Source organism: Mesotoga sp. Brook.08.105.5.1, assembly GCF_002752635.1.
Lineage (GTDB): Bacteria > Thermotogota > Thermotogae > Petrotogales > Kosmotogaceae > Mesotoga.
Genome location: NZ_AYTW01000005.1, coordinates 217,449 through 232,007, shown reverse-complemented (window position 1 = coordinate 232,007; position 14,559 = coordinate 217,449). Strand labels below are relative to the sequence as shown.

General features: G+C 46.2%; 13 protein-coding genes, 2 tRNA genes and 1 other annotated feature. All 15 genes read right to left on the bottom strand.

The window, feature by feature from the left end:
* Positions 1 to 63: 63 nt before the first annotated feature.
* Complete coding sequence (locus tag V512_RS02940) at positions 64 to 4,758, bottom strand: DNA-directed RNA polymerase subunit beta' (RefSeq protein ID WP_099828964.1); 4,695 nt, start codon at positions 4,756 to 4,758, stop codon at positions 64 to 66.
* Between the two features lie 40 nt (positions 4,759 to 4,798).
* Complete coding sequence (locus V512_RS02935; RefSeq protein WP_099828963.1) at positions 4,799 to 8,323, bottom strand: DNA-directed RNA polymerase subunit beta; 3,525 nt, start codon at positions 8,321 to 8,323, stop codon at positions 4,799 to 4,801.
* Between the two features lie 106 nt (positions 8,324 to 8,429).
* On the bottom strand, positions 8,430 to 8,816 hold the full coding sequence (gene rplL, locus V512_RS02930; protein ID WP_099828962.1) for a 50S ribosomal protein L7/L12: 387 nt from the start codon (positions 8,814 to 8,816) through the stop codon (positions 8,430 to 8,432).
* Positions 8,817 to 8,837: 21 nt separating this feature from the next.
* On the bottom strand, positions 8,838 to 9,380 hold the full coding sequence (gene rplJ, locus V512_RS02925; RefSeq protein WP_099828961.1) for a 50S ribosomal protein L10: 543 nt from the start codon (positions 9,378 to 9,380) through the stop codon (positions 8,838 to 8,840).
* 8 nt (positions 9,381 to 9,388) lie between these two features.
* Positions 9,389 to 9,507 (bottom strand) — a sequence feature (ribosomal protein L10 leader region).
* Between the two features lie 14 nt (positions 9,508 to 9,521).
* Entirely contained in the window at positions 9,522 to 10,220 is a 699-nt protein-coding gene (gene rplA, locus V512_RS02920; protein ID WP_099828960.1) for a 50S ribosomal protein L1, read from the bottom strand.
* A gap of 12 nt (positions 10,221 to 10,232) precedes the next feature.
* Positions 10,233 to 10,658, bottom strand: coding sequence for a 50S ribosomal protein L11 (gene rplK / locus V512_RS02915; RefSeq protein WP_099828959.1), 426 nt, complete (start codon positions 10,656 to 10,658; stop codon positions 10,233 to 10,235).
* Positions 10,659 to 10,713: 55 nt separating this feature from the next.
* On the bottom strand, positions 10,714 to 11,781 hold the full coding sequence (gene nusG / locus V512_RS02910) for a transcription termination/antitermination protein NusG (protein WP_099828958.1): 1,068 nt from the start codon (positions 11,779 to 11,781) through the stop codon (positions 10,714 to 10,716).
* 25 nt (positions 11,782 to 11,806) lie between these two features.
* Positions 11,807 to 12,013 (bottom strand): preprotein translocase subunit SecE, encoded by a 207-nt coding sequence (secE, locus tag V512_RS02905; RefSeq protein ID WP_099828957.1) that lies wholly within the window; start codon positions 12,011 to 12,013, stop codon positions 11,807 to 11,809.
* Between the two features lie 35 nt (positions 12,014 to 12,048).
* Positions 12,049 to 12,216 carry a 50S ribosomal protein L33 gene (gene rpmG, locus V512_RS02900; RefSeq protein ID WP_099828956.1) on the bottom strand — a complete coding sequence of 56 codons (168 nt, stop codon included), beginning with the start codon at positions 12,214 to 12,216 and terminating at the stop codon, positions 12,049 to 12,051.
* Positions 12,217 to 12,245: 29 nt separating this feature from the next.
* Positions 12,246 to 12,332, bottom strand: a tRNA-Tyr gene (locus V512_RS02895).
* Positions 12,333 to 12,348: 16 nt separating this feature from the next.
* Positions 12,349 to 12,424: transfer RNA gene (locus V512_RS02890), tRNA-Thr, on the bottom strand.
* A gap of 95 nt (positions 12,425 to 12,519) precedes the next feature.
* Positions 12,520 to 12,753, bottom strand: coding sequence for a DNA-directed RNA polymerase subunit omega (locus V512_RS02885; RefSeq protein ID WP_099828955.1), 234 nt, complete (start codon positions 12,751 to 12,753; stop codon positions 12,520 to 12,522).
* Positions 12,750 to 13,367 (bottom strand): guanylate kinase, encoded by a 618-nt coding sequence (gmk, locus tag V512_RS02880; protein WP_099828954.1) that lies wholly within the window; start codon positions 13,365 to 13,367, stop codon positions 12,750 to 12,752. Before gmk ends, V512_RS02885 begins: the two co-directional genes overlap by 4 nt.
* The gene (locus tag V512_RS02875) at positions 13,364 to 13,663 is read right to left on the bottom strand and encodes a DUF370 domain-containing protein (protein ID WP_099828953.1); all 300 of its coding nucleotides are present in this window, start codon (positions 13,661 to 13,663) and stop codon (positions 13,364 to 13,366) included. Before V512_RS02875 ends, gmk begins: the two co-directional genes overlap by 4 nt.
* 12 nt (positions 13,664 to 13,675) lie before the next feature.
* Positions 13,676 to 14,548, bottom strand: a complete 873-nt coding sequence (locus V512_RS02870) for a YicC/YloC family endoribonuclease (RefSeq protein WP_099828952.1) — start codon at positions 14,546 to 14,548, stop codon at positions 13,676 to 13,678.
* Between the last annotated feature and the right edge of the window lie 11 nt (positions 14,549 to 14,559).

The following is a 14,559-nucleotide window of genomic DNA, read 5'->3' as shown; positions in this document are numbered from 1 at the left end:
TACCATCACAAAAGAAAAGCGGAAAGCTATTTTAAGCTTTCCGCTTCTATTAGAAGTACCTACTCAAGCCAACTCCTCTTCCTGTAAACGAGAAGGGATTGAAGCTTCTTCCACCTGCAGATTTGCATACATGTCAAGACCCGTTCCAGCAGGTATAAGCTGACCAACAATTACATTTTCCTTCAGCCCCTGAAGGAAGTCTGACTTACCCGCAACAGATGCCTCGGTGAGAATTTGAGGCGTTTGCTGGAACGATGCGGCCGACAGCCACCCTTCACTCTCAAGAGATGCCTTTGTGATCCTTAGAAGCTTTCGCTTGAACTTAATGGGATCTTTCGGCATTATCTGGATCTTCTTCTCGGGAATTACCGTATCGGGGTTGAAGTCATCGACCAGCTTCTGATACTGATCCTCATCCACATCATAGATCAATATCTGCTTGATTCCGCCCTTCAATATCTGATTCAGGAGCTCTTCCGTAATCGGCTCGGCCTCGGCTGCAATCTTATGTATCTTTCCATCTTCATCTTCGCCTAGGACTCTCCTCGCCAACCGCTTGTCGATTACGTATTCCCTGTTTTCGCCAACTCTACTGTTGGCTTCCTCTATAGACTTGTTAATCTTCCTAATTTCTACTATGTCGAGAAGATCCCCGGGTAAAAAGTCGGTATCTCCCGGATCGGTTATCTCGACCTTTGAAAGCATCTGTCTGATGATAAGTTCAAAGTGCTTGTCGTGAATTTCGACTCCCTGTTCGGCATAAACCCTCTTGATCTCAGTCAGGAGGTAAAGCGCCGTCTGAACGAGGCCTAGCTTTTCCATAAGTTTCCTTGGCCTCACCGTTCCAGTTGTTATGGTCTCTCCTTCTAGGACTTTGTCGCCAATCTCGATTTTTGGCTTTATGCTCGAGGAGAGATCGTATTCGCTGATGCCTCCGGTCTTCGTTTCGATGTAGACCTTTCTCCTACCCTTGTCGTCAGGGACGAGATCCTTCACGAAGCCTCCGTCACCCTTCTCAATGAACAGAGCTTCGGGATCCTTCAGCTTCTTTCGAGCTTCGAACAATTCCTCTGCCCTGGGAAGACCTCTGGTGATATCCTGTCCAGTCGCTATACCGCCAGTGTGGAATGTTCTCATCGTGAGCTGTGTACCCGGCTCTCCAATTGACTGGGCAGCAACTACACCTACGGATTCTCCAACATTCACTATTTCATGGTTTGAAAGATCCATTCCATAGCACATAGCACAAACACCACTGTCGGATTCACAAGTAAGAACAGACCTGACCTTTATCGTCGGTCGGACTAAGACCTTGTCGATCTCGTTCTTCTGTAGCTTCTTGGCAGTGAGTTCGTCTATCTTCTCCTGATACTTGACAAGCATTTCCTTGTTACTGTTCTTTATCGGATCACCTGCAAATACCTGACCGACGCAGGGGAAGATAACAACTTTCACTTCTTCGATATCCGAGTTCTTTAGCTGATGCAAAATATCGCTGCCGATATGGGTTCCCGCTTTGTATTCCTTATCGTTTATAGTGATGGTTTCTGCCAGCTCTGTATAGTTGATTAACCGGGTCACTTTCGGAATACTAAGCACTTCTTCTCGCGCAACTTCGACTTCGGTCCTGTAGTTCGAAAGGAAAGCCGCATCTTCATCTCTGATCATTGTATCGCGCAAGTATTCCTTTCCCGTCTTCCCATTCTTAAGAGCTCTTCCAGTCAGCGGGTTGATAATATCTGACGTAAGAACTCTTCCAAAGAGAAATTCTTCGAGCTTCTCTATCGTTACTCCGTCTGCCATGAGCTCTATCGCTTCAATGCCCTCGTGAGTTCCACAGTTCGGAGTCGTTACGGTTATAGTCTGGGAAACGTCTACAAGTCTTCTGGTGAGATAACCTGCAAACGACGTTCTTAGTGCCGTATCGGCAGAACCCTTTCTAGCTCCATGAGTAGATGTGAAGAATTCGAGCTCCGTAAGTCCATCTCTAAAGTTTGACTTTATCGGTACTTCGATCGTCTTTCCCGATGGATCTGCCATCAGACCTCGCATACCTGCAAGTTGCTTAAGCTGGTCGATATTTCCTCTGGCTCCGGAGTCAACCATCATGTAGATAGGATTGAAGGGATACTTCTCAAACTCTGTGTATGTCTTCTCCATTATCTCCTGAGTGGTATCTGACCAGATTCTGATTATCTCCTGAGTTCTTCCGTCTTCAGTCAAGAATCCCGACTTGTACAGATTCTCGATCTGATCTACCCTCTCCTGCGCGGCCTCTATAACCTTGTCCTTTTGCGGATACACAACAATGTCGTTTATGGATATTGTGAGCCCGGAAGCAGTCGCGTAATGGAATCCAAGAGACATCATGTCATCCAGAAGGTCTGCGGTTCTGTCTATTCCATATTCGTGGAAACAGTCATAGATTAGCTTTTTTATCGCTTTCTTGTTGAACTTCTTCATGTAGTCCCTAAGCTTTTCAGGAACTATGGTGTTGAAGATTATCCTTCCTACCGTCGTTAGCGTGAGCTCTCCGGATGAGGGATCTAGCTGAACAAGAATAGGATCGTGAAGTGATATATATTCCATGTCGTAAGCAAGAAGCGCTTCTCCCGGAGAAGAGAACTTCCAGTCAACCCATTCAAGGGCCTTCTGCCTAACCATCCTCCTCGCTTCAACATCGGAAATCTTTTCATCTTTGAGGAGGGCTGAGTAGTAATCCATTACCTCTTTCTCTTTCTTCTCATGATCGCGGTCAACGGTCGTGAGATAGTAAACACCGACGATTATGTCCTTGCCTGGCATCGAAATGGGTTTCCCGCTTGCGGGGGAAATCACGTTGTATCTGCTCAGCATAAGGAACTTCGCCTCTGCCTGCGCAGCTGCGGATAAAGGCACGTGAACGGCCATCTGGTCTCCGTCAAAGTCTGCGTTGAATGGTGCGCAGACAAGCGGATGAAGCTGAATCGCGTTTCCTTCGACCAATTTGGGTATGAAAGCCTGTATGGATATCCTGTGAAGCGTCGGTGCCCTGTTGAGGAGAACGGGGTGTCCCTTGATCACATCTTCGAGAACTTCCCACGCTTCGGGCATTTCCTTTTCTATGATTGTTTTCTTAAGTTTTCTCGCCGTCTTGCTCGATTCACTTCCGTGAAGCAGCTTTGATAGAACGAACGGTTTGAACAACTCCATTGCAACCCTCTTGGGGATTCCACATTCATGAATCTTCAGGTCCGGCCCAACGACGATGACCGCTCGACCGGAGTAATCTACCCGCTTTCCAAGCAGATTCCTTCGGAATCTCCCCTTCTTGCCCTTCACCAGGTCGGTGAGAGACTTCAAAGGCCTTCCCGATTTGTCGGATACTGCTTTTCCCACTCTACCGTTGTAGATTAGGGAGTCAACTGCCTCCTGAAGCATCCTCTTCTCGTTTCTGATTATTATGTCGGGAGCCCCGATCTGCAGTAATTTTGCAAGCCTGTTGTTTCTATTAATGACTCTCCTGTATAGGTCGTTGAGATCCGTCGTGGCAAACCTTCCGCCTTCAATCTGAATCATGGGTCGCAGGTCCGGAGGAATTACCGGAACAACATCCATTACCATCCATTCCGGCCTATTGCTAGACGCTATGAAGTCCTTGACATACTTGAGTCTTCTGAGAAGCTTGAGAGCCCTGGCACTGCTTTTGGGAATAGTCTTCAATTCATGTTCTATCGCTACCTGTAGCTCTTCGAGATCCATGCCCTGCAATAGTTTCTTAATTGCTGCCGCACCGTAATCACAGGTTACTTTGCCCGGGTAAAGCTCTTTGTATGCCTCATATTCGTTCTCTATCAAGACTTCACCGATCGTTCTTCCTGTCTCCTCCGAGACTGCAGGGTCGATCTCGGTGATTATGACTATAGGTCTATCGCTCTCGGTATCTGTTTCAACTTCGAACTTGCCGGGATAATACTCGTCGAAGATCTTATACTCAGTCGCCGAAAGAACTTCATCTTCAAAAAGGAATCTGTCGGCAAGGGTATCTCCCTTATGAACTTCATCCTCATTCTGAACATAAATGAGAGCACCTTCGAAAACCGGGTATTTTTTCTCAATTCCCGTCTCATCCTTGACGATTATCCAGTTCAGTTCTCTCTCGGTACTGCTGTCGATCCTCTCGATAGTGACTTTACCGTCAATGTCCGTTGTAACCGGTCCGTGAGGGTTTTTTACCTTGTAACCTTGCTCTACTTCGAAGCTGAGTTTCTTCGTGTATATTTCGTATTCGGTCTGGTACATCGTCATTCCAGGGAAGAAGTCCGTCTCCTTAGGGTCTGTCACGACATAAAGTCTCTCTATAACCCTCTTAGATCCGTAATAGATGATGTTCTCGAGATCCTTCGCAGGAATGTTCAAAAGTGAAGAAAGAACACTAGGCGCACTCTTCAAGTACCAAACATGAGTAACAGGAGCGGCGAGCTCAATGTGACCCATTCTTCTCCTGCGAGCCTCTTTAGATTCGACTCTCACACCACAACGTTCACATACTGTGCCCTCGTACTTTTTACCCTTGTACTTTCCGCATGTACATTCGTAGTCTTTTGTCGGACCAAAGATCTTCTCACAGAAGAGTCCGTCTCTCTCCGGTTTGAATGTGCGATAGTTAATCGTCTCGGGCTTCTTGACTTCCCCGCTTGACCAGCCCTTGATTCTGTCCGGCGACGCGATATCAATTTCCAGCTTATTGACTTTTCTCTTATACGCGCTTACTGGCATCTGCTTCCCTCCTTGAGGGGTAGCTCCCTTCTATTGATCCTCATAATTTATCCACATCCAGCTCGACATTGTTCTGGTCAAAAACTTTGACGTCGAGAGAAAGCCCCTGAAGTTCCTTTATAAGAACCTTGAAACTCTCAGGTATTCCTGGCTCGGGGATGTTAACTCCCTTGAGTATTGCCTTATAGACATCATTTCTTCCTTTGATGTCGTCAGATTTAATTGTGAGCATTTCGTTCAGAGTGTGGGCCGCTCCATATGCCTCAAGCGCCCAGACTTCCATCTCACCAAATCTCTGACCTCCAAAGTGAGCCTTTCCACCTAGAGGCTGCTGATGTATGAGTGAATAGGGACCTGTAGATCTTGCGTGAATCTTGTCCTTTGCTATATGAACTAGCTTGAGCATGTACATTATTCCTACCACTATCGGGTAGTCAAAAGGTACGCCAGTCCTACCGTCTCTTAGGGTAACTTTACCTGTCTTCAGCTCTTCGCTGTCACCGGCTTCAAGTCCAAACTCTTTTCTAGCCTCGTAAAGCTCATTCATGATCTCTTCTTCTGTAGCCCCATCAAAGATTGGTGTCGCAAAGTAACGATTCGTAAGTTTCCCAAGCCAGCCGAGATGTGTCTCGAGCACCTGCCCGACATTCATCCTCGACGGAACGCCAAGAGGTGAAAGAACAAGCTGTATAGGAGTTCCGTCAGGAAGGAAGGGCATATCCTCTTTTGGGATGATATTCGAAACGACACCCTTGTTGCCGTGTCTACCCGCAAGCTTGTCTCCTACATCCAGCGGCTTTCTAATACCAACGAAGACTTTAACAAGCTTGTTTATGCCCGAACCGAGTTCAGAAACCTCTTCCTTCTCGAAAACCTTGACGTCGATGACTCTACCTTCAACACCATGAGGGAGTTTCAACGATGAATCCTTGACATCTCGTCCCCTATCTCCAAAAACCGACCTGATAATCTTCTCTTCGGGGGTGGTCTCGGATTCGCCCTTTGGAGTCACCTTTCCAACAAGAATATCCTGAGACGTGACATAAGCTCCTACTCTCACTATACCGCTCTCATCAAGATTCTTAAGAGACTCTTTCGAGACATTTGGAATATCAGCAGTTATCTCTTCGGGACCAAGTTGAGTATCCCTGGCGATTGTTTCATACATCTCAACATGAATAGTTGTGAAAATGTCGTCTTCGAGAAGCTCCTGGTTGACGAGAATGGCGTCTTCGAAGTTGTACCCCTCCCAGGGCATAAAAGCTACAAGAACGTTCTTACCCAGTGCAAGCTCTCCCATCTCGGTCGATGGACCGTCGGCGATAGGAGTGCCCTTCTCCACGACTTCACCAACCGAGACAATTGGACGCTGGTTTACCGCGGTATCCTGATTGGTTCGAACAAACTTATACAACGTATAGACATCTTCAATTGCTCTTCCTTTATCGTCAAGTTCCGGCTTCCCCTTTTCGTCTATTCTTTGCACAATGATTCTTCTTCCGTCGACGTTAACAACTTTACCCCGATGCTTCGCAAGAACTACATATCCGGAGTCTCTTGCAGCTACTCCTTCGACACCGGTGCCGACTATAGGAGCTTCAGACTTGACAACAGGAACCGCCTGTCTCTGCATGTTAGATCCCATCAGTGCTCTGTTTGCGTCATCATTTTCGAGGAACGGGATCAAAGAAGTCGAGATTGAGACAATCTGCTTGGGGGAGACTGACATGAAGTCCACTTCCTCCCTTATAACATATCTCACTTCACCGGCGTAACGAATCTCTACGTTTTCATCGGCAATACGCCCGTTGTCGTCCATTTTAACTGTGGAGTGAGCGATATTGTAATTTTCCTCTTCATCTGCTGCGAGATAAACGATATCTTCAGTAACGAACCCCTTCTGCACCTTCCTGTAAGGTGTGAGAATGAAACCATACTTGTCTATCTTCGCAAAAGTTGCCATTGAGGTCATAAGACCAATATTTGCGCCTTCAGGCGTCTCTATAGGACACATCCTCCCATAATGAGAGTGATGGACGTCACGCACCTCAAACCTCGCGTGTTCCCTCTTCAAACCTCCCGGCCCGATTGCAGACAATCTTCTCTTGTTCGTCAATTCAGCCAGAGGATTTACCTGGTCCATGAACTGCGAAAGCTGACTTGTTGCAAAGAATTGATGCAGCGTGGTCATGAGAGTTCTTACGTTAACCAGGCTCTGCACCGAAATCTTGTCGAAGGAAGTGTATATCGTAAGCTTCTCTTCGAGAAGCTTATGGATCTTCATAAAAGCCTTCTCAAACTCAGTTTCCATAAGCTCGCCCACTGTTCTTACTCGCTTGTTTCCCAAATGGTCTTTGGTATCGAGAAGTTCGGGCCGGCTTTCTATCTCTGTCAAGTGCCTGGCAGCAAGTACAACATCTAGAACAGTGAGAACACTCGACTCTTCGGCATAGTCGGTGTCTTTCGAAACCTTCTTTCCTTCGATCTCCTTTAGATAGTCTTGATAGACTTTCTTAAGTCTGCTGTTGACCTTGTACCTTCCAACGTTTGAGAAGTCAAAGCGGTCCGGACTGAAATAAAGGTTAGTAATATAACTCTTTGCAGCATTTATCCTCGGAATTTCGCCCGGCCTAAGCTTCCTGAAAAGCTCTATGTAAGCGTCGTCCTCAGTCATACCTTCACCGTATGTCTTCTGCAAAGCGCTGAAGGTCTTCATAGCTATAGGAAGCGGCATCTTGATGGTCTTCACATCGGCTTCAATTGCCCTTGCAATAATATCCTCTGTAAGAAGTGTTCCTTTCTGAGCTATCAAATCTCCTCCGGGAGTCTTGACATCTTCAAGAATCATGCTTCCGACACTTGCGAGCAATTCGTCTTCATCCGACCCGTCATATTCATGTTCGAAAAGTCTCAGTAGATCAAGATCATTCTCGTAACCCAATGCCTTCAAGAAGACGAAGAAGTTCAGTTTCCTTCTTCGGTCGATCCTCGCCTGCATTATCTGCTTGTTAGGGTTAAGAAGTATCTCAAACCAAGCTCCCTTTACAGGCAGAAAATGGGCAACATAAATCGGCAGAGAACCAGACACTGCCTTTGTGGGTTCGTCAACAAAGTAGACACCCGGCGACCTTACAAGCTGATTGACTATTACTCTCTCCGCTCCGTTAATTATGAAAGAGGCGTTATCAGTCATGAAAGGCAAGTATCCGAAGAAAGCCTCTTCCTCCTTGATCTCTCCTGTATAGAGGTCGGTGATTCTTACGGTCACATAAAGCGAAACGGAATAAGTTAGCCCCTTGTCTTTGCACTCCTGGATGGAATGCTTTGCCTCGCCGATTCTAGTTGAAACAAAATCCAGAGAGAAACCTTTCTCGCCCTTCTTAAGATCCGAACGCTGAATTTGCGATTTAATTGGAGAATACTTCTTCAGAACACTCAGAAGACCTTCATCGATGAACCATTGAAAGGAACGAGTCTGGATCTCAATGAGATTCGGAATTTCAAGAGGTTCATACACTCTTCCAAAGACCCACCGCTCTCGTTTGCCAAAATTGGCCTTTCTCATCAGATCACCTCTCGTATGTTTGAGCACACCAAACCCACATCAGAGCATCATCCCTGATGTGGGTGTATTTATTATACAGACAATATGTAACCAGACAATTGCCCAATTACTTCAGTTCGACTTCGGCGCCAGCCTCTTCGAGCTGCTTCTTCAGTTCTTCTGCCTCCGCTTTCGGAAGGTTCTCCTTCACAACACCCTCTGGACTGCCGGCCTTTTCAACAAGATCCTTTGCTTCCTTGAGTCCGAGTCCGGTAATTGTTCTAACGACTTTAATGACATCGATTTTCTTAGCCCCAAAAGACTTCAAAACAACCTTGAATTCAGACTGCTCCTCTTCTTCCTCGACCGCTGCTCCGCCCGCTACAGGCCCTGCTGCAACTGCCATAGGTGCTGCTGCACTGACTCCAAATTCATCTTCAAGTGCTTTCACCAGTTCCGAAAGTTCTGAAACTGTCATTTCTTTTATTGCGCTTATAAGTTCTTCCTTAGTCATCTTACCACACCTCCACCTGAATCATTCAGCTTTTTTATCCTTAATTGCATTTAGAGCATACAGGAACTTTGTCAATATTCCGTTCAGAGTATATACAAGACCGGTTATCGGGGCGGCGAATCCTCCAACGACCATTGCGATCAACTGATCTCTAGACGGAAGCTTCGCCAACTCAGAAGCCTGGCTGCCGGCAAAGTATCTGCCTTCAAGATACCCTGATTTTATCAACGGAAGGGTCTTGTTATTCTTGTTAAACTCAGTGATTATCTTTAGCGCCGAGACCGGGTCTTCGTCCTCGACAGTCAGTACCGCCGTAGTTCCGATGATTGACTCTTTCCATTCACTCTCGTCGAACCCGGCCTTGTTCAGAGCAAGCCTGACCAATGTATTCTTCTTTATTGTGAACTGAGCTCTATCGTCGTACTTTTCGTAGAGCTTGTCCCTGAAAGCAGTGATACCGTCAACCTTCATACCCTTGTAGTCGGCGAACAGAATCAATGAAGACTTTTTGTAGGCTTCTGTTAGGCTCTCAACGATCTCTTCCTTTCTTTCTCTGGTTAGCACTTCTTGCACCTCCTTTCAAAAAAGCGGCCCCAAATCGAGGCCGCAGAAGGCATTCACTTCTACTTACCTCGGTAGGTGGCTTACGCTCTTAATAACCTACTGTCTTTGGCAGTGAGTACATATATGCTTGGGTATCTTAAGCTATTTCTCGGTTTCTTTAACAAAGTAGACCTTTATTCCTGCACCCATGGTTGTAGTGAGGAATACCTTTTGAACAAACCTTCCTTTTGAACCGGATGGCTTCATCTTCATTATTTGATCGAGAGCTGAAACGAAGTTTTCGCGAAGCTTCTCCTTGTCAAACGACTTCTTTCCAACGGGCAGATGTAGATTACCGGTCTTGTCGTTCTTGACTTCGATCCTGCCTGCCTTAAAACCCTTCACGGCATCTTCAACGTCTGTTGTCACAGTTCCTGCTTTCGGGGACGGCATCAGACCCCGGGGTCCCAGGACTTTCCCCAATCTACCTATGTCTCTCATCATGTCTGGAGTAGCTATCGCGACATCGAAATCGGTCCAGCCACCCTGAATCTGCTGAACCAAATCGTCGGATCCAACGAAATCCGCGCCAGCCTGCTTGGCAACTTCTGCCTGCTCCCCCTTCGCAAACACTAGAACCCTAACATCCTTTCCAGTTCCGTTAGGAAGAGAGATAGTACCTCTGACCTGTTGATCTGATTTGGCTGGATCTATCCCGAGCTTTATGTGCATCTCAACCGTTTCGTCAAACTTTGTCGGCGGAAAACTCTTCAAAAGCTCGATTGAATCCTCCACAGAGTAAACCTTATTTCTGTCAACGGATTTCCTCGCCTGAATATATCTCTTTGATCTAACCGGCATTTAAACCCCTCCTCAACCTACGATTTCGATGCCCATATTGCGAGCTGTTCCAGCGATAATTTTCGCAGCGGCATCTACTGTTCTGGCGTTGAGATCAGGCATCTTGATCTTCGCAATCTCCTCAAGCTGTGCTCTGGTAACCTTCCCAACTTTGTCTCTATTGGGCACTCCTGAACCCTTTTGTATTCCGGCTGCCCTAAGCAGCAAGAAACTAGCAGGTGGAGTCTTGAGGATGAAGCTGAAGGATCTGTCGGCATATACCGAAATAACAACCGGTAACACCATACCGGCTCTGTCAGAAGTCTCTGCATTGAACTGCTTGCAGAACCCCATAATATTCACTCCATGTTGACCGAGAGCCGGTCCAACTGGAGGCGCTGGCGTTGCCTTCCCCGCTTCAAGCTGAAGCTTGATTTGGGCAATGACCTTCTTAGACATATTTACTTACCTCCTTGTGGTTAACGGGCTATGCCCTCCCACTCTTTCTAGTAGACTAGACGATTCTTTCAACCTCAGATAAGCTGAGGATAACCGGTGTTTCTCTTCCGAAAATGCTCACAACGACTTTCAGTTCCTGTCTTTCAGGATCGAGACCCGTCACTTTTCCAACAAAGTCCTCAAACGGACCTGTATTAATTCTGACGACCTCTCCGATATCAAACTCAACTTCAATCTTGACAGGACCACCTGAGTGCTCTTCATACTCTTCAATACCGACTAATCTGAGCAGAGCCTTTATTTCCTTTTCCTTAAGCTGCACAGGCTGTCCACCTACAGAAACGAAGTTCACGACGTTCGGAGTATTCTTGACGAGATTCCACGTCTCTTCGTTCATTATCATCTCAATGAATACATATCCAGGATACAATCTTGTCCGGATGATTTTGAAGATCTTTATCTCTTTCCGTCCAGGGAGATCGGAAATCTCGATCCTTCCCTCAGTCTTGGAAAAGATCTTCCTTGTATCTCCAAACAACTGTCCGCGCTTCACAAGATTACCCTTCTTAGCTACCTTGGCGTCATAACAATCGGGGTGAACAAGATAGACATCTTCTTCGCCGTTCTCTTTTTCAACAACGATGCGCTTCATCTTCTGTGTATATACTATCTTTCCATCCAGCTCACAGAAGTACTCACCTTGCTTTGCAAGAGGCATTCCCTGCCTTATCCTCGCACCCATTTTTATTCCGGTCTCAATTTTTGCGCTTTCGGGAATGTAGTAAGTCTTCGTATATCGCCTATCGGCAGTTTCAATAAAGATAACTCGGTAGTTCTTTACTTCCGCCACCGTACCGTCGTTTTTCACCTTTATTTCTACTTCTTCAGCGACAGGGTCACCTTTTGCTACATCCTGATTGTCCTTAACAAGAAGCCTGGCGTTGGCGGGGACAATATACTTCTCGGCAGCGACATTGGTTCTATCAAGTTTCGTCTCTTCCGGCACAAGGATCTTGCCAAACATGTGCGAAACACCGAAAGACTCTATCTTAATCTGAATTGCCTCTCTGATAGAGTTTTCGAGACCAGAGTAAGTCTGAATTATGAACCATCTCTTTCGCACAGTCAATCACCAACGTAGAACAGCATTAAACGGCGCCTGTCAAGAAATTGAGAAGCGACCCGATTACATTAGTAAAGAGAATATCTAGAAGAGCAAGAAAAGCTCCCGCCACTACCAGAATGACGAGCACGGCACCTGTAGACGAAATCATCTGCTCCCTGTTAGGCCATGTCACCTTCTTAACTTCGCTCTTTACTTCGGAAAGGAACTTCCAAAACTTTGCCTTGGCCATGGGATTCCTCCTGACTCAGTTGAAACGACTCAACCTTACTTCGATTCTTTGTGCTCGGTATGCTTTCTGCACTTTGGACAGTACTTGCTCGTGTCCAGCTTATACTTCTTCTGGCGGTTCTTGAACCTGTAATAGTTTCTAGTACCGCACTCAGAACATTTCAACGTTACAAGAACCTTATTTCCCTTAGTTTTCTTTGCCATTGCTTGCACCTCAACAGTAGCAAAATTAATGGTGGTAAGGGGTGGGTTTGAACCACCGAAGGCATTCCGCCAGCGGATTTACAGTCCGCCCCCTTTGACCACTCGGGCACCTTACCACCGATAGTTAACCTATGGAGCCAACGAAGGGACTTGAACCCCCAACCTGCTGATTACAAATCAGCCGCTCTTCCGATTGAGCTACGTTGGCCCGACGCACGATACTTATTATATCTAATGACCTTATCCCTGTCAACAAGGCAAATAAAGTATTTTCTGCGTTTGCCCGAACATGAAGTGATCCGGTTACTTAACTTTCGGTACAAGGATCATCAGCATTTCCTCATTTCTTATCCTGATGTATCCTTCTTCTAGCTCCTTCAACGCTACGGTGATCTTATCGCCTGCAGCCCTTACCGTTGCTGCATCAAGCTTTGGGCGGCCAAAGTCCTCAAGGTCTTCCGCTCTCTTAGCAGCAGCCACAGGAATTGCATACTTGTGCCTTATTCTCTTCAAAAGCAAATCATAATTGATTATCATGTGGTTTTCTCCTCAAACAGGAATCTTTCTCCCTTTTCTTTCACGATTCTATCAACACGGAGCCTTGCTGCGGTGATGATAGCCTCAAGTTGATTTACCGAGTGGTTTAAGTTATCGTTAACAACAAGATACTGAAAGTGTTTTACCTGTTCTAGTTCCCACTTCGCATCTTCCAGCCTAACCTTGAGCGATTCGGTGTTCTCGGTTCCCCTCGCTTCGAGACGCTTGACCAGCTCACCATAAGAGGGTGGAGCCACAAATATATAGACTGCGTCTGTAAGCTCCCTCATTACTGACATCGCTCCCTGAATATCTACATCCAGCAAAATATCTCTACCCGAATCAACACTCTTTCTAACTTGTGTTCTGGATGTTCCATAGTGATTCCCATGAACCTTGGCCCACTCCAGAAACTCCTCTTCTTCTATAAGTCTTCTGAATTCATCTTGCGTCACGAATATGTAGTCTTTCCCATCGACTTCTGTCGGGCGTCTCTTTCTTGTAGCATAAGAAACCGAAAAATCAAGATCGCTGTTGGCCTCAAGCACTACCTTCAGTATTGAGGTCTTTCCCGCCCCTGAAGGGCCGCTAATCACAAAAACTATGCCTTTCATTCTTCAAAGCTCTGTCCAGAAACCCTTATGTCTTCCAGAAGCTTCTCAATATCGCTGAAAGTCTGCATGAATCTGGAAGCGATCGTCTCGGGTTGAATAGCTGAAAGAATTATGTGGTTACTATCGGTGATGACGATTGCCCTGGTCTTTCTTCCATAAGTGGCATCGATAAGCTTTCCTTCGTCTTTTGCAACTTCCTTGAGCCTTTTCAGCGGCGCGGATTCGGGATTGACTATCGCGATAACTCTGTCACCTATGATTACGTTTCCGAACCCAACATTAATGAGTCCGTACAAGTGAAACACCTCCTACTCTATGTTCTGAACTTGTTCTCTAAGCTTATTGACCAGTGTTCTACCTTCGATGGAAAGATTTGTTATCGCAAGCTTCTTCGATTTCGATGCAATGGTTGAAAGCTCTCGATGCATCTCCTGGCAAATGAAGTCCATCTGCACTCCACTCTCTTTGTCAGTTCGCATAACTCCCCTGAACGACTTCAGATGAGAGTGCAACCTTACGATTTCCTCCGATATATCGGCCCTTTCAGCTAGAAGCGCTACCTCCTGCTCCAATCTGTTCTCGTCAAACTGACCTTCAAAAATCGTCTCGATTCTCTTCTTCAGGAAGTCGCGATAGTACAGAACCATGTCCTCAGAACTAGTAAGAAGCTCATTAGCAATAGCTTCAAGTCTATTAAGATACTCGCTCATCGCTAGAGCAAGGTTCTGCCCCTCCCTTTCTCTGTCTGCGTTGAGCTGATCCAAAGCTTCAATAAGCAGTTCTTCAATAACACTCCAAATTTTGTCTGCGAGGTCTTCAGAAGGTCTGCTCCTGAAAATCTCCTTGAACCTGGCCATCGAATCGACAGAAACCTCACCGGCTAGTTCAAAACGGTCCTTAATCGTTTTCAGAGAGTTGAAAATCGAGGAGGCTATACCATAGTCAGGCTGGAGAAGATCATCGCTGTCCTCAAGAGATATGTCGATCTTTGCTCTAACCGTCCCTCTTTTGAGGTTTTCCTTTATAAACCTACTTGCTCTCATTTCTAGCTCAGAGAAAGCATCTCCTATGTTTATATCGACATTCAAATACTTCGAATTGACTGTTTTCAGTTCCACGAATGCGTTTACGCCGCGAAGAGCCTTTTCGACCCTCGCATATCCGGTCATGCTCCTGAGCAACTATATCACCT